Origin of the sequence: Buttiauxella cochleicola (assembly GCF_021282405.1) — a bacterium.
In the GTDB taxonomy this organism is placed as follows: Bacteria; Pseudomonadota; Gammaproteobacteria; order Enterobacterales; family Enterobacteriaceae; genus Buttiauxella; species Buttiauxella massiliensis.
The window spans coordinates 64,401-90,526 of the sequence record NZ_JAJSOU010000016.1; the positions used below are offsets into that span (position 1 = coordinate 64,401).

Sequence of the window (26,126 nt, forward strand, 5' to 3'; positions counted from 1 at the left end):
GGATTGTCGGTGTTTTTCACCAAACCGACAAGCAACCATGTCCACTGCTGCGAGGTGCCTCGTATTTATACCCGTCATACTTCAAGCTGCAGGGGTGTTGGCTGCGCTCACTTACCCCGGTCACTTACTTAAGTAAGTGACCGGGGATAAGCTCCCTTGCCGCCTACCTGCAACTTGCAACTTGCAACTTGAATTATTTAGGGTACATCACAAAACTAAACCACTTTTTCGCCATCTTTCCATGCTTGTTGTAGTTTCGGCCAGTAATCGCGATTGGCTTCAATCATATCGTCGAGAATCGCTTTGGCGTGCTGCATCGTCGGCACGGTGCGGTTAAGCGTAAACGCCTGTAATGCCTTCTCGTAACTGCCTTCGATGGTCGCTTCAACCAGCAGTTGTTCAGATGCTAACTGCTGCATCAACAATGTCTGGTGGAACAGAGGAACCGCACCCATGCGTACCGGTTCTGGCCCTTCTGAAGTGATATAAGCTGGGACTTCAACCATTGCGTCATAAGGCAGGTTTGCAATCGCCCCTTTGTTTTCCACAATCACCAGATGGCGCTGGCGCAAATCAAAGGCCAGTGAACAGGCGACATCAACAATAAAGGCACCGTGTACGCCGACATGGAATGCGTCAGGCAAAATACCGGTTTGCTTATATTCAGCGGCGGCAGAAAACAGTTTCTTCTCGCGCCCATCCATCACTTCGTTGGCACGAGTGTAATCAGGGTTTTGGTGCTCAACGATGTCGTTTGGCATCAGGTAATACTGCAAATACGGGTTCGGAAGATATTCCGGGAAATGGTCCATAATCGGCTTAATGTGACGCCAGGTTTTCACCCATGACGGGTCGGAATGCTGCGGATCGGTTTGCGCGGCATCTTCTGTCAGCAGGCCAAACTTAGCGATATGGCGACGCAGCTCTGGCAGGCGGTCTTCACCATCAACCAGCACGCGGGTAAACCAGCCGAAATGGTTCAGGCCGAAGTAATCAACTTCGAGCTTGTGGCGATCAACTCCGAGGATGGCACCCATATTGCGCATTGCCGCAACCGGCATATCGCAAATATTTAAAACGCGAGCTTTCGGGCGCAGACGGCGAACCCCTTCAGCAACAATTGCCGCCGGGTTGGAATAGTTCACAATCCACGCTTTTTGATGGGCGTAACGCTCAACAAAATCACATAACTCGACCATCGGCAAAATGGTGCGCAAACCATATGCCAGCCCGCCTGGCCCGCAGGTTTCTTGCCCAACCACACCATGGCGTAGTGGGATTTTTTCATCCTGCTCACGCATCTTGTATTGCCCAACGCGCATTTGTGCGAAGACAAAATGAGCTCCGCTAAACGCCACTTCCGGGTCAGTTGTTACGGTGAATTTTATACTTTGGCTATGGTCGCGGATGACTTTCTCAACCACCGGAGCAATGACCGACTGGCGCTCGCCATCAATATCGTAAAGGCGAATTTCAGCTAACGGGAAATCGGCCAGGCGCACCATCAGGCTTTTAATAATGCCCGGAGTGTAAGTACTTCCGCCACCGGCAATGGACAAAATAAATGGGGGTTTAAACATCATTGACTCCTTTAGAGAAACGTCTCTACTGCTTCACGCATTTTTTTGACATGCAGCCCGTAGACCACCTGAACGTTATTACCTTGTTTAATCACCCCTTTCGCACCCGTTGATTTGAGGCGGGGTTCGTCGATAATTGACACATCGCGCACCGTAACGCGCAGACGGGTGTAACAGTTGTCGACCACTTCAATATTCGCGCGGCCACCGAGGCCTTCGACAATCGCTTCACCCAAGCCATCATTGTTGCCTTTGGCTTGATATTCTTGTTTGCTATACAGTTTTGTCTCTTGGTCATCGCTCTCACGCCCCGGTGTTTTCATATCGAAACGGCGAATCAGGAAGCGGAACACCAGGAAATAAATCACCGACATCATCAGCCCGACGGCGATATACATCGGCCAGTTGGATTTTTCAGTCCCAAGCGGCAGGTTATAGAGAATGAAATCGATAATCCCGTTGGCACCGATGGCGTGAACGCCCAGCAAATAGAACAGCATCATGCCGATGCCGGTCAGAACCGCATGCACGCCAAACAACAATGGGGCGACAAACAGGAAGGAAAACTCCAGTGGCTCCGTGACCCCAACCAGCATGGATGTCAGCGCTGCAGGGATGAGAATCGCTTTGGCCGCAGCTTTGCGTTCGGGTTTCGCCGTCATGTACATGGCGAGTGCTGCCGCAGGGAGGCCGAACATTTTGCTGATTCCACGGGCGTCCCACACCACAGTGCTGCTCAGTTGATGCACGCTCGGGCAGGCCATTTCTGCAAAGTAAATATTGCGCGCGCCCTGGTAAATATTGCCGCAAACATCGGCCGTACCGCCTAATTCGGTATACAGGAATGGGGTATAAACAAGGTGATGCAGGCCCGTTGGTACCAGAATGCGTTCCAGGAAACCGTAGATGGCTACGCCAAACGCCCCGGCACCTTTAATCGCCAGCGCCAGTGCGCTGATGCCATGTTGAGCAAACGGCCAGAGTTCGCTCATCACTACGCCGAGTAACATTGAAACCGGCAGCATAATAATGGCGACAAAACAGTGACCGGAGTAAATCGCCATCGCACCAGAAAACTGTACGCTGGAATAGCGGTTGTATAAGTATCCCGATAGTGCGCCTGTGAGGATCCCAGCGAAAACGCCCATCTCAAGCACCTGGACACCCAACACCATGCTTTGCCCTGCGGCACGCATTTGGTCGGCAGGAGCCAGTTCGCCTTGAAGCTGTAACGTTACGTTCATCGCATTAATAAATACGATAAAAGTAACCAGACCAATTAATGCAGCATATCCTTTGTCTTTGGCCGCCAGACCAATGGGGATGCCGACGCCAAATACCAGCGCCAGGTTCGCCAAAACCGATACCGCTGATTTGGAGATGAGAACGCCCGTGTGTTGAATAGAGGAATGGCCAAGGAACGGTAAATATTCGGCCAGGTTGCCATTGCCCAATACATTACCAAACGCGATAAATAAACCGACGATGGGTAAAATAAGCACAGGCCCGTAGAGTGATTTTCCGAAGTTTTGTAGAGCGTTAACGGCACTTTTCATTTAGCAATCTCTTATTATCACTTTGGCTAAACACCGCGTTGAGGCAGCGACTCAGAGCGAAATGTAGCAAGGAAAAAGGCATGCAATCCATCTATCTTATTGTTTTAAAAACAAATAACTCAGAAGGTAACATGTAACCTTTCAGGCTGTGATCGCGCTTGCACTTTGACACGGTTTACTGATGAAACCGTTGCACGATGCCAGCTTCCCTTTGCGAGTGAGTACGCAATGCAGAATTTGGATACTTTCGTTTTTCTGATGAACCCGCATAATAGTTGTAGAACTTGGTGATTTAATGGGCCTTATCGGCCAGGGATAAAAATGAGATCAATTCGTCTGGTAGGACTGGCTGCAACGCTAATGGCTGCATTGGCGCTTACGGGCTGTGACAATAACGACAAATCAAAACCGGTGGCGAAGAGCGAAACTTCCGCTCAGCAACAGGTTGCTGCCCCTGTTAAGCCTGATGCCTCGCAGCTCGAAAAACTGGCGAAGGATTCTGCGGGCAAGCAGCTGAAATTGCTTGATGCCTCTGAAGTACAGCTTGATGGCGCAAGCACGTTGGTCCTCACATTCTCTATCCCTTTAGATCCCAACCAGGACTTCTCCCGGGTGGCGCATTTAGTCGATAAAATCAGTGGGAAAGTTGATGGCGCGTGGGAGCTTTCAGCCGACCTTAAAGAATTGCGTTTACGCCATCTCGAGCCGAAACGTGAACTGATTTTGACCGTTGATAGTGGGCTGCTTGCGCTCAATAAAGCGACATTCGATAGTAATTTTGAGAAGCAAATTTCAACCCGTGATATTCAACCGAGCGTTGGTTTTGCCAGCCGGGGGTCATTACTTCCCACTAAAGTTATTGCCGGTTTACCGGTCATGGCGCTCAACGTCGATAAAATTGATGTCAATTTCTACCGCATAAAAAGTGAATCACTAGGTTCCTTTATTAGCCAGTGGCAATACCGAAACTCAGTATCTAATTGGGAATCAGACAATTTATTAAAACTTGCTGACTTAGTTTACAGCGGCAGGTTCGATCTTAATCCTGCGCGTAATACCCGTGAAAAACTATTGCTACCGTTAGGCGAGATTAAACCGCTGCAACAGCCAGGCGTTTATATCGCGATTATGAATCAGGCGGGGCATTACAGTTACAGTAACGCGGCAACGTTGTTCACTTTGAGTGACGTCGGGGTGTCAGCGCATCGTTACCATGACCGCCTGGATGTGTTTACTCAAAGCCTTGAAAATGGTGCTGCACAATCAAATGTCGAAATCACGTTGCTTGATGAAAAAGGGCACACGCTGGCACAGGCTAAGAGTGATGGCGATGGTCACGCGGTGCTTGAAAAAATAGAAAAAGGCACGTTGTTGCTGGCGAGAACAAGCGAGCAGACTACGATGCTGGACTTAAACCGCCCGGCGCTGGATCTGGCCGAGTTTAACATTGCTGGAGAACCCGGTTTCAGTAAGGAGCTGTTTATGTTTGGCCCAAGGGATCTCTACCGCCCTGGGGAAACAGTACTGTTGAATGCATTGTTACGTGATAGTGATGGGAAGGTATTACCAGCGCAGCCAGTAAAACTGGAAGTTGTAAAACCTGATGGTCAAGTCGCCAGAACGCAGGTCTGGAAATCAGAAAATGGCTTATATCAGTTCAGTTATCCGCTAAGCCAGGATGCACAAACGGGTAATTGGCAAGTGCGTGTAAATACGGGTGATAACCAGCCACGTATTTGGGCTTTTAAAGTTGAAGACTTCATGCCCGAGCGTATGGCTCTGAACATCACAAACCAATCGCAATCCATTGGCCCTGATGAGTCTGTGAGCTTCCAGATTGCCGGGCGGTATCTCTATGGTGCACCAGCCTCGGGGAACAGCTTGCAAGGGCAATTGTTCCTGCGTCCATTACGTGAAGCTGTATCGTCCTTACCAGGTTTCCAGTTTGGCGACATCAACGAGGAAAACCTCACCCGAAATCTTGATGAGGTTCAGCTTCAGCTTGATGAACAAGGCAAAACAACGGTAAGCACCGATAGCCAATGGGCAGATGTTCACTCTCCGTTACGGCTGGTGCTGCAAGCCAGCTTGCTGGAATCAGGTGGCCGTCCGGTAACACGCCGTGCTGAGCAAGCTATCTGGCCTGCTGAAGCACTGCCAGGCATTCGTCCTCAATTTGCTAGTAAAGAAATCTACGATTACCGCACTGACAGCACACGAATCCAACCGATAGTCGACGAGGACACGAACGCTGGTTTTGATATTGTTTATGCCAATGCTAAAGGTGAGAAACTGGCGGTTTCTGGTCTTGATGTGCGTTTAATTCGCGAACGTCGGGACTACTTCTGGAACTGGGAAGAGGGCCAGGGCTGGCAGTCGCAATACGATCAGAAAGATCTCGTAGAGGCTGAACAAAAACTGGATCTTGCCGCAGGTGAAACGGGCAAAGTGGCTTTCCCGGTTGAGTGGGGTTCCTACCGTCTGGAAGTTCGCGATCCTGACACTAATATCGTCAGCAGCATTCGCTTTTGGGCAGGCTACAGCTGGCAGGACAACAGCGATGGAGAGGGGGCTGTGCGCCCTGACCGTGTAACGCTGAAAATTGATAAACCGAGTTATAAGCCTGGTGACACCATCAATCTGCATATTTCTGCTCCGGCGGCTGGCAAAGGCTATGCAATGGTTGAATCCAGCGATGGCCCGCTGTGGTGGAAAGAAATTGATGTTCCGGAGAAAGGTCTGGATATCGCGATTCCGGTCGATAAAAGTTGGCAGCGGCATGATCTCTATCTCAGCACGCTTGTTATTCGACCTGGGGATAAGAGCCGCGCCTCCACGCCAAAACGTTCTGTTGGGATTTTGCATCTGCCACTGGGAGATGAAAGTCGCAGACTGGCGCTTTCTTTAGAAGCACCAGCCAAAATGCGTCCGAATCAAAACCTCACGGTAAAAGTAAAAACCAAGCCGATTAACGGTGAAATGCCAAAGCAAATTCATGTGCTGGTTTCAGCTGTTGATAGCGGCGTACTGAATATTACCGACTATAAAACCCCAGATCCGTGGGAAGCCTTCTTTGGCCGTAAACGTTATGGAGCGGATTTATACGATATCTATGGCCAGGTTATTGAGGGTGAAGGGCGGCTTGCAGCTTTACGTTTTGGTGGTGATGGCGATGAAGGTGACGAATTAAGCCGTGGCGGTAAAAAGCCGGTAAACCATGTCACTATCATTGCTCAGCAAGCTCAACCTGTACAACTGGATGAAAAGGGTGAAGGTACTGTCACGCTCCCTATTGGTGATTTTAATGGTGAGCTACGGGTAATGGCGCAAGCCTGGACCGATGACCATTTTGGTAACAGTGAGGAAAAAGTTGTTGTTGCGGCTCCGCTGGTTACTGAACTTGCAGCACCACGCTTTATGGCCAGTGGAGACAGCAGCCGCCTGGCTATGGATCTCACCAACCTGACAGACCAACCTCAACAACTCAGTATTAACCTGAAAACTACCGGCTTGATTGCGCTGAACTCTGCTTCAGTGCAATCCGTGACGTTATTACCAGGTGCGCGTAAAACCGTGTTTATTCCGGTTCGTGCATTGGACGGTTTCGGTGATGGGGAATTAACAGCACAAATTACTGGGCTTAGCTTGCCGGGTGAAACTTTTGCCGCACAGCAAAAACAGTGGAAATTAGGTGTCCGTCCTCCGTTCCCGGCGCAAAACATCAACAGTGGTGCGGTGCTTGCAGCGGGTGAAGTGTGGGATATTCCACCGCAGCATATTTCCGGCCTGGCACCAGCAACACTTGAAGGCCAGTTGCTATTGAGTGGTCGGCCGCCGCTAAACCTCGCCCGCTATATTCGTGAACTGAAAGCCTATCCATATGGCTGCCTGGAACAGACGACTAGTGGGTTGTTCCCGTCGCTTTATACCAACCAGGCACAGTTAGCAGCTCTGGGTATTACAGGAACTAGCGATGAACAGCGCCGCGCTGCAATCGACCTGGGGATTGCTCGCCTGCTGGATATGCAACGCGACAACGGCAGTTTTGGGCTATGGGATAAAGAAGGGCCAGAAGAATACTGGCTAACAGCGTATGTGACCGATTTCCTTGTTCGTGCGAGTGAGCAGGGTTATAGCGTTAATACTGATTCGCTAAATAAAGCTAACCAGCGCCTGCTACGTTATCTCCAGGATTCCGGAGTTATCGCTTTACGCTACAGCGATGATGCTGCTGCCAGTAAATTTGCTGTTCAAGCGTACGCCGCTCAGGTATTAGCCCGTCAGCAAAAAGCGCCATTGGGTGCCTTGCGTGAACTTTGGTTGCGCCATAGCAGCGCTCGTGCAGGCTTACCGCTGGTACAACTTGGTGTGGCATTGAAGTTGATGGGGGACGCACCACGAGGCGATGAAGCTATCAAGTTAGGTTTGCAAACCAGTCGTAGCGACGAGCGTATCTGGATGGCAGATTATGGCAGTGAGTTGCGTGATAAAGCGATGATGCTAAGTCTGCTTGAAGAGAACAAATTGCTACCAGAACAGCAGAATCAATTGCTGATGGACCTCTCTAATCTTGCATACAGCCAGCGCTGGCTTTCCACGCAGGAAAGTAATGCGTTGTTCCTGGCGGGTCGCAACTGGCAAACGGCGAAAGGGGATTGGCAGTCACAGGTATCTTTTGCAACCGATTCATTATCGGGTACTCAATCAGTGACTCGTAATTTGTCCGCTGAACAACTCGCTGGCCTACAGATTACTAATACCGGGACGGGTAATCTCTATCTTCGATTGGATACGGTTGGTTTTCCGCAGCAGGCTCCAGCGCCTTACAGCAACGTGTTGCATATTGAGCGCCATTTCCTTGATGCGAAAGGCAACAGCAAGTCGTTGTCAGAATTGAAAAGTGGTGAACTGGTGATGGTCTGGCTGGATGTATGGGCAGATAAAAATGTGCCTGATGCACTGGTGGTCGATTTGTTGCCTGCCGGGCTTGAGTTGGAAAACCAGAACCTTTCTGAAAGCAGCGCCAACCTGAGTGACAGTGATAGCCAGGTTCAGGGTCTGTTAACCCAGATGCAGCAGGCGGATATCCAGCATATGGAGTTCCGTGACGATCGCTTTGTTGCCGCGTTACCGCTCAATGAAGGGCAGCATGCGACCCTGGTTTATCTTGCTCGCGCTGTGACTCCGGGAAGCTATAACGTGCCGGTTTCGCAAGTGGAGTCGATGTATGTACCTCAGTGGCGGGCAACAGGAACCAGCACCGGCATGCTGACTGTTCATCCGTAACTGGCAAGGCAAAATGCTAAAGCCATTTCGCTGGCGGCATCGCTATTTCCTGGTGGTGCTGCCAATTATTTTATGTCTGGGGATTTGGCTGGCAGACAAGCTTTGGCCGCTGCCGCTTTCTCAGGCTAATCCCGCTCGAGTTGTCGTCGCGGCTGATGGTACTCCATTGTGGCGTTTCGCTGATGAGAACGGGATCTGGCGCTATCCGGTTACGTTAAACGATGTTTCACCTCGTTATCTCGAAGCATTAATCAACTATGAAGATCGCTGGTTCTGGGATCATCCGGGAATTAATCCTCTATCGATTTTGCGTGCAGCCGGGCAGGATTTGCTTAGCGGCAAAGTGATTTCCGGTGGCAGTACATTGACGATGCAAGTCGCCCGCTTGCTTGACCCGCACCCTCGCACATTTGGGGGCAAAATCCGCCAGGTTTGGCGCGCTTTGCAACTCGAATGGCATCTATCGAAAGAACAAATTCTCACGCTCTACCTTAACCGCGCACCGTTTGGCGGGACGTTACAGGGAGTGGGGGCTGCCAGTTGGGTTTACCTCGGAAAATCCCCGCAACACCTGAGTTATGCTGAAGCCGCTTTACTGGCGGTTCTTCCGCAAGCACCAAGCCATTTGCGCCCGGATCGCTGGCCTGAGAGAGCTCAAGCCGCACGTAACAAAGTTCTTATGCGTATGGCTGAGCAAGCCGTCTGGGAGCCACAGCAGGTAAAAGAATCTCTCGAAGAACCGGTATGGCTGGCGCCACGGCAAATGCCGCAATTGGCCCCGTTGCTTTCACGCTATTTGGTGAATCGCAGCAAAGATCAGAAAATAACGACGACGCTCGATGCGCCATTGCAGCGCCAGTTGGAAGAACTGGCACTCAACTGGAAAGCTCAGCTCCCGCCTCGCTCATCAATGGCGATACTGGTCGTCGATCACACCACGATGGAAGTGCGTGGCTGGGTAGGTTCAGCCGATATCACCGATCAAAGCCGTTTCGGGCACGTCGATATGGTGACTGCCATTCGTTCGCCCGGATCGGTGCTGAAACCCTTTGTTTATGGTCTGGCGCTGGATGATGGGCTGATTCACGCCACGTCATTGTTACAGGACGTGCCGCGCCGCTTTGGTGATTATCGGCCAGGGAATTTTGATACCGGTTTTCATGGCCCGGTGAGTATGAGTGAAGCGTTGGTGCGTTCGCTTAATCTCCCGGCAGTTCAGGTGCTAGAAGCGTACGGCCCTAAACGTTTTGCCGCGCAATTGCGGAACATTGGTTTGGATTTGCGCTTCCCGCAAGGCAGTGAACCTAATCTCTCGCTGATCCTTGGCGGCGGCGGTGCGCGTCTTGATCAGATTGTCGCCGCATATAGCGCTTTTGCTCGCCATGGTCGAGCCGCGCAGTTACGTTTACAGCCAGAGCAACCATTAGTCGAACGCCCCTTGATGTCGGCTGGTGCTGCCTGGATTATTCGCCGCATTCTTGCGGGAGAGGCGCAGCCGCAGCCCGATGCCACATTGCCAGCAATCGTGCCTTTAGCCTGGAAAACAGGCACCAGTTATGGATATCGAGATGCGTGGGCAGTTGGAATTAATCCACGTTATGTGATTGGTATCTGGACAGGGCGCCCGGATAGCACACCGGTTGCGGGGCAGTTTGGCTTAGGAAGTGCTGTACCGCTACTTAATCAGGTTAACAACTTACTACAAGCCAGCTCCGCGGTGCAGCAGGCGCGTCTGCCGGTTGACCCTCGTCCGCCGTCTGTTTCCGAAGGGCAAATTTGCTGGCCGGGTGGGCAGAATTTGCCAGCCACAGACCGTAATTGTCGGCGCAGATTAACGGGCTGGTTACTCGATAATAGCGAGCCGCCCACGCTTGAAGCACCGGGCCAGGAGGGGATTCAGGGGTTAAGAAAGGTCATCTGGTTAGATGAACAGGGAAAACGCGTGGCTGCTGATTGCTCGGGAGCCAGACAGCAGATTATCTCTTTGTGGCCGCTGCCGCTTGAACCATGGTTACCGATAAGTGAAAGACGTACGGCCCGCTTGCCGGAAGTGTCAGAACAATGCCCGCCCCAGCAGAAAGATGAAGTTACGCCTTTATTGTTGTTAGGGGTTCGCGAGGGCGCTATTTTGAAGCGTCTTCCCGGTGAGTTGCGTTTACCGCTTCGTTTAAGTGCTCAGGGAGGACAGGGCGATCGCTGGTGGTTTTTGAACGGTGAACCGGTCAATGGAAATAGTAGCGGAATCGCACTAAATCTGGATAAACCGGGAGCGTACCAGGTTTTGGTTCTTGATGAAGCTGGGCAGATTGCCGCGGCTCATTTTGTATTGCAGTAGAGCGTTAGTCTAATTTTTAGGCGTTTGCATTAAAAATGTTGCTGATATTCATCTTATTTTAAAAAAATGTTACCCGCATCCATAGGCAACGCGAGACTTGCTCATTATAATCGGCGCCAAATCATAACCGGTTATCCCTACAGGGTCCGGGCAAACAGAACAAACACAGAGGTAATCATGGCTATTGAACGTACTTTTTCCATCATCAAACCAAACGCGGTGGCAAAAAACGTTATTGGTAATATTTATGCTCGTTTTGAGTCCGCAGGGTTTAAGATTGTTGGCGCAAAAATGCTGCACCTGACTTCTGAACAGGCTCAGGGTTTCTATGCTGAGCACGAAGGCAAGCCTTTCTTCGACGGTCTGGTTGCATTCATGACTTCCGGCCCAATCATGGTTAGCGTACTGGAAGGCGAAAATGCCGTTCAGCGTCACCGTGACATTCTGGGTGCAACAAATCCGGCTAACGCTTTGGCTGGTACTCTGCGTGCAGATTACGCTGACAGCTTCACCGAAAACGGCACTCACGGTTCTGATTCTGCTGAATCTGCTGCGCGTGAAATCGCTTATTTCTTCGCGGAAGGCGAAGTTTGCCCACGCACTCGCTAATAAGCATTAACTGTTAAGCTACAGTTACATTTTATTTGTATGTACGTCGCTTTCAGCCATGGCTTCTGTGCCATAGAATTTGTACAATGATACGCCCCGGATGAGCTTGCTCTTCGGGGCGTATCTTTTTAACCCACCTGGGGCCGTAACGTGTAACAACGAGGCCGGAAGAAATTATGTCAGAGCAAATTGTCACTCCTGAGACACCTGTTTCAGTCGTTTCCAACAAGTCCGAAAAAATTAACCTGTTGGACCTTAACCGCCAGCAACTGCGTGAGTTTTTTGCCGAAATGGGCGAAAAACCATTCCGCGCCGATCAGGTCATGAAATGGATGTATCACTATTGCAGTGATGACTTCGATGAAATGACTGACATCAACAAAATTCTGCGTAACAGACTTAAAGAAGTCGCTGAAATCCGCGCTCCTGAAGTTGCCGAAGAACAGCGTTCTGCCGATGGCACCATTAAATGGGCAATCCGCATCGCTGACCAGCTCGTTGAAACGGTGTATATCCCTGAAGAAGACCGCGCCACACTGTGCGTTTCTTCCCAGGTTGGGTGTGCTCTGGAATGTAAATTCTGCTCAACAGCTCAGCAAGGCTTCAACCGTAACCTGCGTGTTTCTGAAATCATCGGTCAGGTATGGCGTGCGGCGAAAATTATCGGCGCGCAAAAGAAAACTGGCGTACGTCCTATTACCAACGTCGTGATGATGGGCATGGGTGAACCGCTGCTGAACCTCAACAACGTGGTTCCAGCAATGGAAATCATGCTTGATGACTTTGGTTTCGGGCTTTCCAAACGTCGCGTTACGCTTTCTACTTCAGGTGTGGTTCCGGCGTTGGATAAGTTGGGCGACATGATTGATGTGGCATTAGCCATTTCTCTGCATGCACCGACTGACGAAATTCGCGACCAGATTATGCCAATCAACAAAAAGTACAACATCGAGACTTTCCTGTCCTCTGTGCGTCGTTATCTGGAGAAATCCAACGCCAATCAGGGCCGTGTCACTGTGGAATACGTTCTGCTGGATCACGTCAACGATGGTACTGAGCATGCGCATCAATTGGCAGAATGCCTGAAAGATACGCCATGTAAAATTAACTTGATCCCATGGAACCCGTTCCCTGGGGCGCCATATGGCCGTAGCTCCAACAGCCGTATCGACCGTTTCTCAAAAGTATTAATGAGTTACGGCTTCACTACCATCGTGCGTAAAACGCGTGGCGATGATATTGACGCGGCTTGTGGTCAGCTGGCTGGCGAAGTGATTGACCGCACCAAACGTACGTTACGTAAGCGTATGCAAGGTGAACCTATTGATGTTAAAGCAGTCTGATAAACTATTGCGCTAGTCAGATAAGAACCCTGTGGCAGTGATGCTGCGGGGTTCAAAAAACACATAGTTATATCTTGCAGTTATGCAAGTTTGGCTAGTGACTTTAAGATTAATAATTACGGTGCGTTTCACCGTACTTTAAGGCAGTATGTAACGGTACAACAATAGTTTAGGCGCATCTATTTAAGCCATCGCTGGTCGCAATTGACTGACAACATTAAAAATGGTGTCTATGGTTAACTCATCAGTGATTAAGTCGTTCACAAAATGCAGCATATTTATGTGAACAAGTAGTTTGAGCTGAATGTTATGTTGTCTGGAGTTTTACCTTCCAGAACACAGATTTGTTTCGCGAAGCGGGAGAGCGTGGTCAAGCGGAAACGCTGTGCTACAAGACTCCTGCCTAATTCCTCAATCGAACAGTCCCAGCAATTGTAGCTAATGAATACTGAAGCCACTCACGAATCAAATGCAGAAAAAACCACGGGTGAACGTTTACGTATTGCCCGTGAAGAACTCGGTCTTAGCCAACAAGCCGTGGCCGAACGCCTGTGCCTGAAAGTTTCTACCGTTCGGGATATTGAAGATGACAAGGCACCTGCCGAGTTAGCGTCTACCTTCCTGCGTGGTTATATCCGTTCTTATGCACGTCTTGTGCGTATTCCGGAAGAAGAACTGTTGCCAATGATGGAAAAACAGGCACCTATCAGGGCTGCTAAAGTGGCTCCGATGCAAAGTTTTTCACTGGGGAAACGCCGTAAGAAACGTGACGGTTGGCTGATGAGCTTTACCTGGCTCGTGTTGTTTGTCGTTGTCGGCCTGACAGGTGCATGGTGGTGGCAAAACCACAAAGCGCAGCAGGAAGAGATTTCGACTATGGCCGATCAATCTTCAGCTGAACTTTCTGCCAGCAACAGCAACTCTCAGTCAGTACCTTTAACTACCAGCGATTCATCTACTGCTGATACTTCTGCACAGCAACCTGTGCAGACTCCAGCGGCATCGCAGCCTGCTCCAGTGACTGACTCAGCATCAAATCAGGCTCCGGCAGAAACGGCTCAGCAAACCACTACAGCGGATTCTTCCGCAGTAGTGGCACCAAGCCAGGCACCTGTAGATAACGCGCAAGCCACTGCAACACCTGCGACTCCGGCGCAAAATGCCGCACTCCCTACCGATCAGGCTGCTGTGGCTACGGCTCCTGCAGCTGACCCGAATGCATTAGTGATGAACTTTAACGCTGATTGCTGGCTTGAAGTGACTGACGCAACCGGCAAGAAATTGTTCAGCGGTATGCAGCGTAAAGATGGCAATTTGAATTTAGCCGGTCAGGCACCTTATAAGTTGAAAATTGGTGCTCCAGCTGCGGTTCAGATTCAGTTCCAGGGTAAACCTGTCGATTTGAGTCGCTTCATCAGAACAAGCCAGGTTGCACGTCTGACAGTAAGTGCTGAATAATCGCAGCCAGCATGACGCGTAATTGTGGAGATTTATAATGCATAATCAAGCCCCAATTCAACGTAGAAAATCCAAACGGATCTACGTAGGGAATGTGCCAATCGGCGACGGGGCACCGATCGCCGTTCAGTCTATGACCAACACCCGTACTACGGATGTTGAAGCTACTGTTAACCAGATTCGAGCCTTAGAAAGAGTTGGGGCAGATATCGTTCGTATATCCGTGCCAACGATGGACGCAGCAGAAGCGTTCAAGCTCATCAAACAGCAGGTCAACGTCCCGTTGGTCGCTGATATCCATTTTGACTATCGTATCGCCCTCAAAGTTGCTGAGTATGGCGTCGATTGCTTACGCATCAACCCTGGCAACATTGGCAACGAAGAGCGTATTCGCGCCGTTGTAGATTGTGCCCGGGATAAAAATATTCCGATCCGTATCGGTGTTAACGCCGGATCGCTGGAAAAAGATCTGCAAGAGAAGTATGGCGAGCCAACGCCCCAGGCGTTGTTAGAATCAGCGCTGCGTCATGTCGATCATCTGGATCGTCTCAACTTTGATCAGTTCAAAGTGAGCGTAAAAGCCTCCGACGTTTTTCTGGCGGTTGAATCCTATCGTTTACTGGCTAAGCAAATTGATCAACCGCTGCATCTTGGGATCACCGAAGCTGGCGGCATGCGTAGCGGATCAGTGAAATCGGCGATTGGCCTCGGCTTACTGCTTTCCGAAGGCATCGGTGACACGCTGCGCGTATCACTGGCTGCCGATCCGGTTGAAGAGATCAAGGTCGGTTTCGACATTCTGAAATCTTTGCGAATCCGTGCTCGCGGTATTAACTTTATCGCCTGCCCAACGTGTTCACGCCAGGAGTTCGATGTTATTGGTACCGTGAACGCTCTCGAAGAGCGCCTGGAAGACATCATCACGCCAATGGATGTTTCAATTATTGGTTGTGTGGTGAACGGGCCGGGCGAAGCGCTGGTTTCCACTTTGGGCGTGACCGGTGGCCACAAAATGAGTGGTTTCTACGAAGACGGTGTGCGTCAGCGCGAGCGAATGGATAACGAAAACATGATTGCGCAGCTTGAAGCGCGTATTCGTGCCAAGGCTTCCATGCTTGATGAATCGCAGCGGATTAGTATCCAGCAGTTGGAAAAATAGAGCGAAACATGGGAAGCATTCGGCTTCCCGTGTATGATTGAACCCGCCAGACGTTTTGCTAAAGCAAGCAGTCTGATTTCGGGTTCATTTTTTGTATAAATTCGGTAGAGAATAAACGTGGCAAAAAACATTCAAGCCATCCGCGGCATGAACGATTACCTGCCTGGCGAAACCGCCATTTGGCAGCGCATTGAAGGCATTCTGAAACAGGTGCTCGGCAGCTACGGTTACAGTGAAATCCGTTTGCCGATTGTAGAGCAGACCCCGTTATTCAAACGCGCAATCGGTGAAGTGACCGACGTGGTTGAAAAAGAGATGTATACCTTTGAGGACCGCAACGGCGATAGCCTGACTCTGCGTCCTGAAGGCACCGCGGGCTGCGTGCGTGCCGGTATCGAACATGGTCTTCTGTACAATCAGGAACAGCGCTTGTGGTACATCGGGCCGATGTTCCGCCATGAGCGTCCGCAAAAAGGGCGTTACCGCCAGTTCAATCAGCTGGGTGTCGAAGTATTTGGTCTGCAAGGGCCAGATATTGATGCTGAGCTTATCATGCTGACCGCTCGCTGGTGGCGTGCATTGGGTATCGACCAGCACGTAAGTCTGGAACTGAACTCAATTGGTTCGCTAGAAGCGCGTGCTAACTACCGTGATGCGCTGGTCGCGTTCCTGGAACAGCATAAAGAGAAGCTTGACGAAGATTGTCAGCGTCGCATGTACAGCAACCCATTGCGCGTACTGGACTCTAAAAATCCTGAAGTTCAGGCTCTGCTGGATGATGCGCCGACGCTTGGCGACTATCTGGACGAAGAGTCCCGTGAGCATTTCGCAGGGCTGTGCCAATACCTGGATGCTGCTGGTATCGCGTATACCGTGAATCAGCGCCTGGTACGCGGTCTGGATTACTACAACCGCACCGTTTTCGAATGGGTGACAAGCAGCCTGGGTTCCCAAGGCACCGTTTGCGCGGGTGGCCGTTACGACGGTTTGGTCGAGCAACTGGGGGGCCGTGCGGCACCTGCTGTTGGCTTCGCCATGGGTCTGGAACGACTTGTTTTACTGGTTCAAGCTATCAACCCGGAATTTAAAGCAGAATCTGTTGTCGATATTTACCTGATATCGTCAGGTCAGGGAACGCAAGCGGCAGCGATGCTGTTAGCTGAGCAATTACGTGATCAGGTCCCGGCTATTAAGCTGATGACCAACTATGGCGGTGGCAACTTCAAGAAGCAGTTCGTCCGTGCTGATAAGTGGGGCGCTCGTGTAGCTCTGGTGCTGGGCGAAACCGAAGTTGCAAGTGGTCAGGTCGTCGTGAAGGATCTGCGCACAGGTGAGCAAACTACCGTTGAGCAAGTAAACGCGGTCGCTCATTTGCAGGCGCTACTGGGTTAATTTCCCCGGTGATAAATCGTTAAGGAGAAGGACTGCGTGGAAATTTACGAAAACGATAACGAACAGGTTGATGCAGTAAAACGCTTCTTTGCTGAAAACGGCAAAGCGCTAGTGGTTGGTGTCGTATTAGGTATTGGCGCACTGGTTGGTTGGCGTTACTGGAACGGTCATCAGGTTGAAAGCTCGATGGCTTCTTCTCTCGAATATCAAACTGTGACAGATGCTGTGCGTGCCGATCAACCTGCAACACTGAGTGCTGCAGAGAAATTCGCTGCCAGCACAAAGAATACATATGGTGCTTTAGCGTCGTTGGAATTGGCTCAGAAGTATGCTGATAACAATGATCTGGCGAAAGCGGCAGCTCAATTGCAGCAAGGCCTGAGCAGCACCAGCGATGCAAATTTGCAGGCGCTGATCAACGCACGTCTGGCACGTATTCAAATACAACAAAAGCAATCTGATGCGGCGCTGAAAACCCTCGACAGCATTAAAGGCGAAGGTTGGGTAGCGATTGTTGCTGATTTGCGCGGTGAAGCGCTGCTCAGCAAAGGGGACAAGCAAGGTGCACGCGATGCGTGGAGCAAAGGCTCACAAACTGATGCTTCTCCAGCCCTGCGCGAAATGATGCAGATGAAAATTAATAATTTGTCGAGCTAAGAGGGACCCGATGCAATTGCGTAAACTACTTGTACCAGGGCTGATTTCTCTGACGCTGCTCAGCGGTTGTTCACTGTTTAGCGGTGAAGAAGACGTGGTAAAGATGTCTCCACTGCCGACAGTTGAAAACCAGTTTGAACCTGAAAAATCATGGAGTACTTCCGTTGGTAGCGGTATTGGTGATTTCTATTCCAATCTGCATCCAGCATGGCAGGACGGCAATATTTATGCCGCAGACCGCCGTGGTACCGTTAAAGCCGTTAACGCGGATGATGGTAAAGAAGTCTGGTCTGTTGATCTGTCTGAAAAGACAAACTTCTACTCCAGCAACCTGCCAGCACTGCTTTCTGGTGGTGTAACAGTTGATGGTGCACACGTATACATTGGGAGTGAGAAAGCGCAGGTTTATGCGCTTAACACCTCTGATGGTAGTATTGCGTGGCAAAGTAAAGCTGCAGGCGAAGTCCTTTCTCGTCCTGTGGTCAGCGACGGTGTAGTTCTGGTTCACACCAGCAATGGCCAGCTTCAGGCATTTGATGAAACTGATGGTGCAGTGAAATGGACCGTCAACCTGGATATGCCAGCACTTTCTCTGCGCGGTGAATCTGCACCGGCAGTAGCGTTTGGTGCTGCGATTGTCGGCGGTGATAACGGTCGCGTTAGCGCTGTGTTAATGAAGCAAGGTCAGCTTATTTGGCAACAGCGTATCTCTCAGGCAACCGGTGCTACCGAAATTGACCGTTTGAGCGATGTTGATACCACACCTGTCATTGTTAATGGTGTGGTCTATGCTCTGGCATATAACGGTAACCTGACTGCACTGGACTTACGTTCAGGTCAGGTGATGTGGAAACGTGAACTGGGTTCAGTAAACGACTTCATCGTTGATGCGAATCGTATTTTCCTTGTCGATCAGAATGACCGCGTTGTGGCTCTGAATGCTGATGGCGGTGTAACGCTGTGGACGCAAAGCGACCTGCTGCACCGTAATCTGACCTCTCCTGTTCTGTACAACGGTTATCTGGTTGTAGGTGACAGCGAAGGGTATATGCACTGGATCAATGCCGACGATGGCCGCTTTGTTGCTCAACAAAAAGTGGACAGTTCTGGCTTCCAGACTGAGCCAGTTGTTGCCAGCGACAAGCTGTTGATTCAGGCGAAAGACGGTACGTTGTACGCTATCAAGCGTTAAATTTGCCTGAAGTATTTTTAAGTGCGAAACGGTTCCGGTAGTCCAGGAGCCGTTTCCTGTTTTTAGAAACGATGTGATTTGACGTCGTTTTAAGATGAATTTTGAGTTATGAGGTTTTAATCATGGTACCTGTGGTTGCGCTTGTCGGGCGCCCTAATGTCGGAAAATCCACGTTGTTTAACCGCTTGACGCGTACCCGAGATGCGCTGGTCGCGGATTTCCCGGGGCTGACTCGCGACCGCAAGTATGGTCGTGCTGAAGTGGAAGGTCGCGAATTTATCGCTATTGATACCGGTGGTATTGATGGCACGGAAGACGGCGTTGAAACGCATATGGCGGCACAATCGTTGTTGGCGATTGAAGAAGCCGATGTCGTGCTGTTTATGGTTGATGCGCGTGCAGGCCTGATGCCTGCCGATGAAGCTATTGCTAAACACCTGCGCTCACGTCAGAAACCTACCTTCCTGGTAGCGAATAAAACTGATGGTATGGACCCTGACCAGGCGGTTATTGATTTCTACTCTCTGGGTTTAGGTGAGATTCACCCTATTGCTGCTTCTCATGGCCGTGGCGTGACAACCCTGCTTGAACACGTTCTGATTCCTTTCATTGACGAAAAAAATCCGCGTGAGCCGGAAGAAGAAATTGATGAAGATGCAGCCTATTGGGCTGCATTCAATGCTAAACATGGCATTGTGTCTGAAGATGACGAGATGGAAGAAGAAGAGGAAGAAGAAGCCTTCAACCCTATCGATTTACCCATCAAGCTGGCGATTGTTGGCCGTCCGAACGTAGGTAAGTCAACGCTTACTAACCGTATTCTTGGCGAAGACCGCGTTGTGGTTTACGACATGCCGGGCACTACCCGTGACAGCATCTACATCCCAATGGAACGTGATGAGCGCGAATTCATTCTTATCGACACCGCAGGTGTACGTAAGCGTGGGAAAATCACTGAAACCGTTGAGAAATTCTCGGTAATCAAAACGCTGCAAGCGATTGAAGATGCCAACGTTGTATTGCTGGTAATTGATGCTCGTGAAGGTATTTCCGATCAGGATCTCTCTCTGCTCGGCTTTATCCTGAATAGTGGGCGCTCACTGGTAATTGTGGTCAACAAGTGGGATGGTCTGAGCAACGAAGTCAGAGAGCAAGTTAAAGAGACCCTGGATTACCGTCTTGGTTTTATCGACTTTGCTCGCGTTCATTTTATCTCTGCGCTGCACGGTAGCGGTGTAGGCAACTTGTTTGAGTCTGTTCGTGAAGCGTATGACAGTTCTACTCGTCGCGTAAGCACGGCGTTACTGACTCGTATCATGTCTATGGCTGCTGAAGATCACCAGCCACCGTTGGTACGTGGCCGTCGCGTTAAGCTGAAATATGCTCACGCCGGTGGTTATAACCCACCAATCGTTGTGATTCACGGTAACCAGGTAAAAGACCTGCCAGACTCCTACAAACGTTATCTGATGAACTACTTCCGCAAATCGCTGGATGTAATGGGTACGCCAATTCGTATTCAGTTCAAAGAAGGGGAGAACCCGTTTGCCAACAAACGTAACACCCTGACGCCGAACCAGATGCGTAAACGTCAGCGCTTGATTAAACACATCAAGAAAAGCAAATAATTTGTTGCGGAGATAACCGCTTACGAAAAGTAAAAACCCGGTTTTCACACCGGGTTTTTTTATAACCGTTATTCCTTAATTTGATACTTACTTTGCAGTTCACTCAAACGCTGTTGATAAGAGTCTGCAAGGCATGCGTTTTTATCGTCTTCCTTCCAGCACTCATTTCTTCCTTTAATCCATCCACGCTGCTCGGCTTTAAGCGTTGAATTATTATGGGATTTTACCAGCGCCTGTTTGTAGGTTTCGGTCAATTTAAGATCCATTGCTGATAGCGTGGAGCTTTGGCAGATAAGATCTTCCATGCTGCCTTTAGTTACCGCAGCACAAGAAAATGATGGGCCAGCTTTGGCTGGGGTTTTCTTCTGTGCAGTAGGCGCAAAACTCACTTCATCCTCGGCTAAACAGACCCCATGGATACGGTTCGGGCCTGTGAAAGAAATGTCAGGATTACCTTCTGTTGAACGCACAATACTGATAACCGTTTTTCCACTGGTTGCTTCCCAGTAGGATGGGCTGCTCTGTTTAACCGTTGCTTTTTTGCCATCAACCCAAACGCCACCATTGCCGTCGCTGTAGACGCCAGTAGTTTTCCCACAGCTAAAATTGAATGCCTGTGGCGGAGCGGCGAATGAAGCCAGAGGAAGTAGGGCAAGTGCAATGAGAGTGTACTTTTTCATGATCAAACCTTAGGTCAAAGCAGTGATATTTTACTAACGATTATAATATAAAAAGTAAAATAAAATATAATAAGGTCTCATATAATTGTGGTTCTATAACTCATACAATATAAAATCCCACAAAGAAATATCACTTTGTTATTAATGAAACGATAATGCATTCATAACAAAAAATATAAAAATGATACATTATCTATATCCTTTCTAAACGAGCGGCTTTTAATCACCTGAAAGCTTGCATCATCAAACCTCTCTATGTATTACTTAATAAAAGAGAACACATTAGCGAACAATCAAAATGTTAAAGTCAACACTTGGTCTGATGAAATATGTTGTGATTTTGTTTTTTTCTTTATTTTCATTTATTGTCAGGTCAGATGATTCGATAACTAATATTAAAAATAATCACAGCATTACTTTTTCCTATTTGGAGGGTGAGTTTCCATTTTCCTACACACTGGCAGGTAAACCCACGGGTATAGCTATTGATTTATGCAAAAGCGTGGCTGAACATCTTGGGAAGGAATTGGGGGGAAAGCCACTGGAGATTCATTGGATTAAAGTATCTCCAGCCGCACGTTTCCAGTCACTGCTGACTCATAAATCTGATGTTGAATGTTCTAACATAACCAATACCAGTGATCGAAGGCAATTTCTATTATTTTCAATACCTTATTTTTATGCTTCTACCGCATTTATTTCACATAAAGAGGATCACCTCGGCAGCATCAAAATGTTGTCCGGCCATACTATTTTTGTCACTTCCGGTGATATCGCCGTGGAGGCTGTAGCAAAGTTAAATGTTAGGTTAGGTTATTCGCTTTTTACCCATCTTTCTCAATCGGCAGTATCGGGGTTTGAGGAGATGAAAGTGACTAATAATTCTGTATTTGTTGCTGATGATGTTTTGCTGTATTCGCTCAAGGCTGCAAGTGCAAAACCGGGTTGCTATAATATCTCCCAGGATAATCTTATTGCTGCACAACCATTTGCATTAGCGTTGCCCCGTCAATCAATTACGCTGCAAAAAGCAGTTAATAATGCAATGATGGAAATGTTTTTTACTAACGAATTTGACAAGATTTATAACAAATGGTTTTTATCGCCAGTACCACCGGATAACATTTTAATTAATATGCCGATGCCAGCTCGGTTGAAGCAGGAAATAGCGAAATGGAACGTTCAATATCCGTCGCTGGCCCATAAAAAACTATTCTAAACCGATAAGCGGCTTAATTCTCTGCCGCAAGGCGGGGTTATCGCTTTCATCTTTCAGTTTTACACCAGTTAAACGGCGCAAAAATGCTTGCTCTAGTAACCAGGCGAGTTTAAATGCGCCAGCACAATGACTCAGCCCTTCCGGGCGAATATTAGAAATACAGTTGCGTTCTGACTCCAGTCGTTTGCGCTCTGGTTTCCACGTCAGATACACGCCCAAACTATCAGGCGATGAAAGTCCGGGGCGCTCGCCAATCAGCATTGCTACGGCTTTGCAATTTAGTATCTCACCAATATCATCTCCAAGTGCAACACGCGCCTGATGCGCCAGTACGACTGGGGCAAGCGTAAGCCCAAGCGTTTTTACATAGGGCAGAAGTTCACGAATTAACGCAACAGATTGACGGTGGACCGCATGAGAAGAAAGCCCGTCACCAATCACCAGCAACAGGTCGTAACTTCCAATATTGCTGGTTAGTAGCGTATTCCGACTTCCATCACTCAACTGGCGACCTAAATCGGGCCGGTTCAAATAGATGTGTCTGTCTTCAGCAGCACTCTTAACTGTGAAGGTCATTAGGCCCAATTCGGCTAATTCGTTGCTGATCTCATCACTATGGAATGGTTGATGAACTGCGTCCCTGGCCTGCGCGTGAGCAAGGCCAAAATTCAGCACTTCTTTGGTTGGCAGACTTGCGCCACTGCGTCCAAGTGCGATGCGCGCATCGGTGAACTCCCGCAGCAATGTCCAGGCATCTGAATTCATAAGTTTACCCCTTAAGGGAGAGCGGCCAGCAGTGGATGGTTGATCCCGTTTAAGCGAAGCTGCCCATGAGTATCAATGATCTGCATACGGATCAGCCATTCAGCGAACTCAGGTGCATGTTTAAGTCCCAACAAGCGGCGGACATACAGGGCGTCGTGGAATGAAGTGCTTTGATAGTTGAGCATGATGTCATCAGCACCCGGCACACCGATTAAAAAGGTGAGCCCGGCGTTGCACAGCAGAGTAAGCAAGGTATCCATATCATCCTGGTCCGCTTCGGCGTGATTGGTGTAGCAAACATCACAACCCAACGGCAGCCCCATCAACTTGCCACAGAAATGATCCTCCAGGCCGGCACGAATAATTTGTTTACCGTCATACAGATATTCAGGGCCAATAAATCCTACGACTGTGTTTACCAGCAACGGATTGAAATGACGTGCGACAGAATAGGCGCGGGCTTCGCAAGTTTGCTGATCAACACCATGATGCGCATTAGAAGACAGACAACTGCCCTGGCCGGTTTCGAAATACATCACGTTAGTGCCGAGCGTACCGCGATTTAAACTTAACGCTGCATCGTAAGCCTCTTGCAACAGCGCCAGATTAATTCCAAAACCACTGTTGGCGGCTTCGGTTCCCGCTACAGACTGAAAAACTAAATCTACGGGGGCACCACGTTCAATCAGCTGCAATGTGTTAGTCACATGAGTTAATACGCAGGACTGAGTCGGAATAGCAAAACGGCTGATGATGTCATCCATCATGTAGTTCAGTCGTTCAAGCACGGGCAGGCTATCGCTTGCCGGATTAATACCCACCACCGCATCACCTGCACCGTACAGCAACCCATCGAGCATACTGGCAGCTATACCTTTCAAATCATCGGTTGGGTGATTGGGTTGCAAACGTACGCTGAGCCGGCCAGGTAATCCGATGGTATTGCGAAATTTTGTCGTCACCTGGCATTTGCTCGCTGCCAGGATCAAATCCTGGTTGCGCATCAACTTACTTACTGCTGCTGCCATTTCCGGTGTGATGCCTTTTGCGACGCTGCGTAAGGTCTCGCTATCGGTGGTGTCATCAAGCAGCCAGTCACGAAAATCACCTACGGTTAAATGGCTGATGGTCTTGAAAGCAGTTTTATCGTGAGTATCAATAATCAGGCGGGTGACTTCGTCATCTTCGTATGCAATTAGCGGGTTATCGAGAATTTCACGCAATGGTACGTCAGCCAACGCTATTTTTGCGGCCATCCGCTCTTCAGCTGATTCTGCTGCGATTCCTGCCAGGTTATCCCCGGATCTCGCCGGGGATGCTTTAGCCATTAGCGCCTTGAGGCTGGCGAACCGATAACTGCGATGCGCCAGAGTGGTGTTATACATTTCTCCTCCTCAGGAGATTGCCCGAAGTTGTGGATCCAATGCCGCACGCTCTCGTGCACTCGCTGTGGTTCTGAACCAGATATAACCTGCCAACATCATGGCGGCGAAAATCATCGCCAGTAATGTGTTGTAGTATACCATCGCAGCCAGACACAAGACGGCCATCGCCAGGGCAAAGGCAGGGGCAAACGGGAAGAGTGGGGCTCTGAAAGGGCGGATGAGATTTGGCTCGCTGCGGCGCAATTTAAACAGTGCCGCCATCGATGTGATGTACATAACAATCGCGCCAAATACGGACATTGTTACAATACAGGCGGTGAGCGGCATTCCACTGATGGTGATAAGTGAGTCAGAGAAAATAGCTGCGATTCCCACAACACCGCCCGCAAGAATTGCCAGCGTCGGCGTGCGAGTCCGGCTATTAAGTTTGGCGAGACTTGCAGGTAGATAGCCCGCTCGTGCCAGAGAATAAATTTGGCGGGAATAGCCCATAATAATGCCGTGGAACGAGGCAACTAAGCCGAACAATCCCAGCCAAACCAACATATGCAACCAACCGCTGTTACTGCCAACCACCACTTTCATTGCCTGCGGTAGCGGGTCGTTAATGTTAGCTAGCGTACGCCAGTCGCCGACGCCGCCAGCGAAAACCATCACGCCAATGGCCAGAACAGTCAGAGTGATAATACCGCCGCCAAGTGCGCGTGGAATGGTGCGTTGTGGGTCTTTTGCTTCTTCTGCCGCCATTGAAGCGCCTTCAATGGCGAGGAAAAACCAGATAGCAAAGGGAATTGCGGCAAACATCCCAGGTAATGCCAGCTCGCTGAAACTATTTGAGCCAGCCCAGCCATTGGCCGTGAAATTCTCCCAAGAGAAACCCGGTGCTACCACGCCCATAAATACCAGCAACTCGAAGATAGCCAGCAGCGTGACAATTAATTCAAAGGTGGCGGCAATACCGACGCCAAGAATATTGAGGATCATAAAGATGAGATACGCGCCGCAGGCTATCCACTTAGGATCAATCGCCGGGAATTGAACATTGAGATAGGCGCCAATTGCCATGGCAATGGCGGGCGGTGCGAAAACAAATTCGATAAGCGTCGCGAAACCAGCAATGAATCCTCCGGTAGGCCCAAATGCCCGGTAAGCGTAAGCAAACGGCCCACCGGCATGAGGAATTGCCGTAGTCAGTTCGGTGAAGCTAAAGATAAACGCGCAGTACATTGCGGCAATCGCGATTGCGACAATCAGGAACCCCATCGTTCCCGCCTGAGCCCATCCATAACTCCAGCCGAAATACTCCCCGGATATTACCAGCCCTACAGCAATTCCCCAAAGACGGAAGCTGCCCAGTGTTCTTTTTAGTGTTGTTGTTTGCGTTGTCATTATTTACTGCCTCGCCATTAGTCACAGTATTTGTAAGGCGATGCAAACAGAATGCCAGAATATAAAATTAAAATTAATCATATAGATAGTGATGTCTGGATGAACAAGACGGGAAGTGTTGAAGTGTGTTGCACTGTTTTGGGGTGCGATATTGTTACATTTGGGAGAGTAGGCGACAAAGAGCGTTAATGATGCTTATTCGCCTGTTTGTCTTTATCATCGAAGACAACAGGCTCAGGCTTTCATTGAAGTGTTGTAAGGAGTGATGATGGAAATTAAATGCCCAGTGTGTGAACAACTGCTACAGCAAACAGACTCAGGTGCGCACTGCGAAAGATGCCAGCAGGAATTTCACCTGGAGGCCCGCTGCCCGGATTGCCACAAACCGTTGGAAGTCTTAAAAGCTTGTGGGGCCGTCGACTATTTCTGCCAGAACGGCCACGGGTTGATTTCAAAAAAACGCGTCGAATTTGTGCCCGTTGCTGACTAAATT

18 protein-coding genes are annotated in these 26,126 nt (G+C 49.5%); 12 read left to right on the forward strand and 6 right to left on the reverse strand.

Annotated elements, in window-relative coordinates:
* Positions 1–215 precede the first annotated feature (215 nt).
* Together LVQ79_RS18900 and LVQ79_RS18905 are read right to left on the reverse strand one after the other, a co-directional pair.
* A complete protein-coding gene (locus tag LVQ79_RS18900) occupies positions 216–1,580 on the reverse strand; it encodes a 6-phospho-alpha-glucosidase (RefSeq protein WP_232866137.1) in 1,365 nt (454 codons plus the stop codon).
* Positions 1,581–1,591: 11 nt separating this feature from the next.
* Positions 1,592–3,136, reverse strand: a complete 1,545-nt coding sequence (locus tag LVQ79_RS18905; RefSeq protein WP_232866099.1) for a PTS transporter subunit EIIC — start codon at positions 3,134–3,136, stop codon at positions 1,592–1,594.
* A 321-nt stretch (positions 3,137–3,457) separates the two neighbouring features.
* Between LVQ79_RS18905 and LVQ79_RS18910 the strand changes: the two genes are divergently transcribed.
* The 10 genes from LVQ79_RS18910 (at position 3,458) to der (ending at position 20,195) form a co-directional block, all read left to right on the forward strand.
* Complete coding sequence (locus LVQ79_RS18910) at positions 3,458–8,422, forward strand: alpha-2-macroglobulin family protein (protein ID WP_232866101.1); 4,965 nt, start codon at positions 3,458–3,460, stop codon at positions 8,420–8,422.
* Between the two features lie 13 nt (positions 8,423–8,435).
* Positions 8,436–10,757, forward strand: coding sequence for a peptidoglycan glycosyltransferase PbpC (gene pbpC, locus LVQ79_RS18915; protein WP_232866103.1), 2,322 nt, complete (start codon positions 8,436–8,438; stop codon positions 10,755–10,757).
* A gap of 177 nt (positions 10,758–10,934) precedes the next feature.
* The gene (gene ndk, locus LVQ79_RS18920; RefSeq protein ID WP_064513049.1) at positions 10,935–11,366 is read left to right on the forward strand and encodes a nucleoside-diphosphate kinase; all 432 of its coding nucleotides are present in this window, start codon (positions 10,935–10,937) and stop codon (positions 11,364–11,366) included.
* Positions 11,367–11,542: 176 nt separating this feature from the next.
* The gene (gene rlmN / locus LVQ79_RS18925; RefSeq protein WP_232866105.1) at positions 11,543–12,709 is read left to right on the forward strand and encodes a dual-specificity RNA methyltransferase RlmN; all 1,167 of its coding nucleotides are present in this window, start codon (positions 11,543–11,545) and stop codon (positions 12,707–12,709) included.
* A 441-nt stretch (positions 12,710–13,150) separates the two neighbouring features.
* Positions 13,151–14,167 carry a cytoskeleton protein RodZ gene (gene rodZ, locus LVQ79_RS18930; RefSeq protein ID WP_232866107.1) on the forward strand — a complete coding sequence of 339 codons (1,017 nt, stop codon included), beginning with the start codon at positions 13,151–13,153 and terminating at the stop codon, positions 14,165–14,167.
* A gap of 37 nt (positions 14,168–14,204) precedes the next feature.
* Entirely contained in the window at positions 14,205–15,326 is a 1,122-nt protein-coding gene (ispG, locus tag LVQ79_RS18935) for a flavodoxin-dependent (E)-4-hydroxy-3-methylbut-2-enyl-diphosphate synthase (protein ID WP_232866109.1), read from the forward strand.
* Between the two features lie 117 nt (positions 15,327–15,443).
* Positions 15,444–16,718, forward strand: a complete 1,275-nt coding sequence (gene hisS, locus LVQ79_RS18940) for a histidine--tRNA ligase (RefSeq protein ID WP_064555058.1) — start codon at positions 15,444–15,446, stop codon at positions 16,716–16,718.
* A 36-nt stretch (positions 16,719–16,754) separates the two neighbouring features.
* The gene (locus LVQ79_RS18945) at positions 16,755–17,375 is read left to right on the forward strand and encodes a YfgM family protein (protein ID WP_232866110.1); all 621 of its coding nucleotides are present in this window, start codon (positions 16,755–16,757) and stop codon (positions 17,373–17,375) included.
* 10 nt (positions 17,376–17,385) lie between these two features.
* Positions 17,386–18,567 (forward strand): outer membrane protein assembly factor BamB, encoded by a 1,182-nt coding sequence (bamB, locus tag LVQ79_RS18950; RefSeq protein ID WP_232866112.1) that lies wholly within the window; start codon positions 17,386–17,388, stop codon positions 18,565–18,567.
* Positions 18,568–18,689: 122 nt separating this feature from the next.
* Entirely contained in the window at positions 18,690–20,195 is a 1,506-nt protein-coding gene (gene der, locus LVQ79_RS18955) for a ribosome biogenesis GTPase Der (protein WP_232866114.1), read from the forward strand.
* 68 nt (positions 20,196–20,263) lie between these two features.
* Here der and LVQ79_RS18960 read toward each other — a convergent pair whose 3' ends face one another.
* Positions 20,264–20,875 (reverse strand): lysozyme inhibitor LprI family protein, encoded by a 612-nt coding sequence (locus LVQ79_RS18960; RefSeq protein ID WP_232866115.1) that lies wholly within the window; start codon positions 20,873–20,875, stop codon positions 20,264–20,266.
* A gap of 298 nt (positions 20,876–21,173) precedes the next feature.
* Here LVQ79_RS18960 and LVQ79_RS18965 point away from each other — a divergent pair, with 298 nt between their 5' ends.
* Entirely contained in the window at positions 21,174–22,094 is a 921-nt protein-coding gene (locus tag LVQ79_RS18965) for a transporter substrate-binding domain-containing protein (RefSeq protein WP_232866117.1), read from the forward strand.
* On the opposite strand, the gene eutC is transcribed toward LVQ79_RS18965, so the two are convergent.
* The 3 genes from eutC to eat are packed head-to-tail and all read right to left on the reverse strand — an operon-like array spanning position 22,086 to position 25,633.
* A complete protein-coding gene (gene eutC, locus LVQ79_RS18970; RefSeq protein WP_232866119.1) occupies positions 22,086–22,859 on the reverse strand; it encodes an ethanolamine ammonia-lyase subunit EutC in 774 nt (257 codons plus the stop codon). The genes LVQ79_RS18965 and eutC overlap by 9 nt on opposite strands.
* Positions 22,860–22,870: 11 nt before the next feature.
* The gene (locus tag LVQ79_RS18975) at positions 22,871–24,244 is read right to left on the reverse strand and encodes an ethanolamine ammonia-lyase subunit EutB (RefSeq protein WP_232866120.1); all 1,374 of its coding nucleotides are present in this window, start codon (positions 24,242–24,244) and stop codon (positions 22,871–22,873) included.
* 9 nt (positions 24,245–24,253) lie between these two features.
* Positions 24,254–25,633 (reverse strand): ethanolamine permease, encoded by a 1,380-nt coding sequence (eat, locus tag LVQ79_RS18980; RefSeq protein WP_232866121.1) that lies wholly within the window; start codon positions 25,631–25,633, stop codon positions 24,254–24,256.
* 268 nt (positions 25,634–25,901) lie between these two features.
* On the opposite strand from eat, the gene LVQ79_RS18985 reads away from it, so the two are divergent.
* Positions 25,902–26,123, forward strand: coding sequence for a zinc ribbon domain-containing protein (locus LVQ79_RS18985; protein ID WP_151995782.1), 222 nt, complete (start codon positions 25,902–25,904; stop codon positions 26,121–26,123).
* The last annotated feature ends 3 nt before the right edge of the window (positions 26,124–26,126 follow it).

Coding starts and splice junctions, on each gene's coding strand:
- LVQ79_RS18975 (WP_232866120.1), bottom strand. CDS start 24,244: ATGTATAACACCACTCTGGCGCATCGCAGTTATCGGTTCGCCAGCCTC.
- LVQ79_RS18985 (WP_151995782.1), top strand. CDS start 25,902: ATGGAAATTAAATGCCCAGTGTGTGAACAACTGCTACAGCAAACAGAC.
- pbpC (WP_232866103.1), top strand. CDS start 8,436: ATGCTAAAGCCATTTCGCTGGCGGCATCGCTATTTCCTGGTGGTGCTG.
- ispG (WP_232866109.1), top strand. CDS start 14,205: ATGCATAATCAAGCCCCAATTCAACGTAGAAAATCCAAACGGATCTAC.
- LVQ79_RS18905 (WP_232866099.1), bottom strand. CDS start 3,136: ATGAAAAGTGCCGTTAACGCTCTACAAAACTTCGGAAAATCACTCTAC.
- der (WP_232866114.1), top strand. CDS start 18,690: ATGGTACCTGTGGTTGCGCTTGTCGGGCGCCCTAATGTCGGAAAATCC.
- ndk (WP_064513049.1), top strand. CDS start 10,935: ATGGCTATTGAACGTACTTTTTCCATCATCAAACCAAACGCGGTGGCA.
- LVQ79_RS18965 (WP_232866117.1), top strand. CDS start 21,174: ATGTTAAAGTCAACACTTGGTCTGATGAAATATGTTGTGATTTTGTTT.
- LVQ79_RS18910 (WP_232866101.1), top strand. CDS start 3,458: ATGAGATCAATTCGTCTGGTAGGACTGGCTGCAACGCTAATGGCTGCA.
- eutC (WP_232866119.1), bottom strand. CDS start 22,859: ATGAATTCAGATGCCTGGACATTGCTGCGGGAGTTCACCGATGCGCGC.
- LVQ79_RS18960 (WP_232866115.1), bottom strand. CDS start 20,875: ATGAAAAAGTACACTCTCATTGCACTTGCCCTACTTCCTCTGGCTTCA.
- eat (WP_232866121.1), bottom strand. CDS start 25,633: ATGACAACGCAAACAACAACACTAAAAAGAACACTGGGCAGCTTCCGT.
- rlmN (WP_232866105.1), top strand. CDS start 11,543: ATGTCAGAGCAAATTGTCACTCCTGAGACACCTGTTTCAGTCGTTTCC.
- bamB (WP_232866112.1), top strand. CDS start 17,386: ATGCAATTGCGTAAACTACTTGTACCAGGGCTGATTTCTCTGACGCTG.
- LVQ79_RS18900 (WP_232866137.1), bottom strand. CDS start 1,580: ATGTTTAAACCCCCATTTATTTTGTCCATTGCCGGTGGCGGAAGTACT.
- rodZ (WP_232866107.1), top strand. CDS start 13,151: ATGAATACTGAAGCCACTCACGAATCAAATGCAGAAAAAACCACGGGT.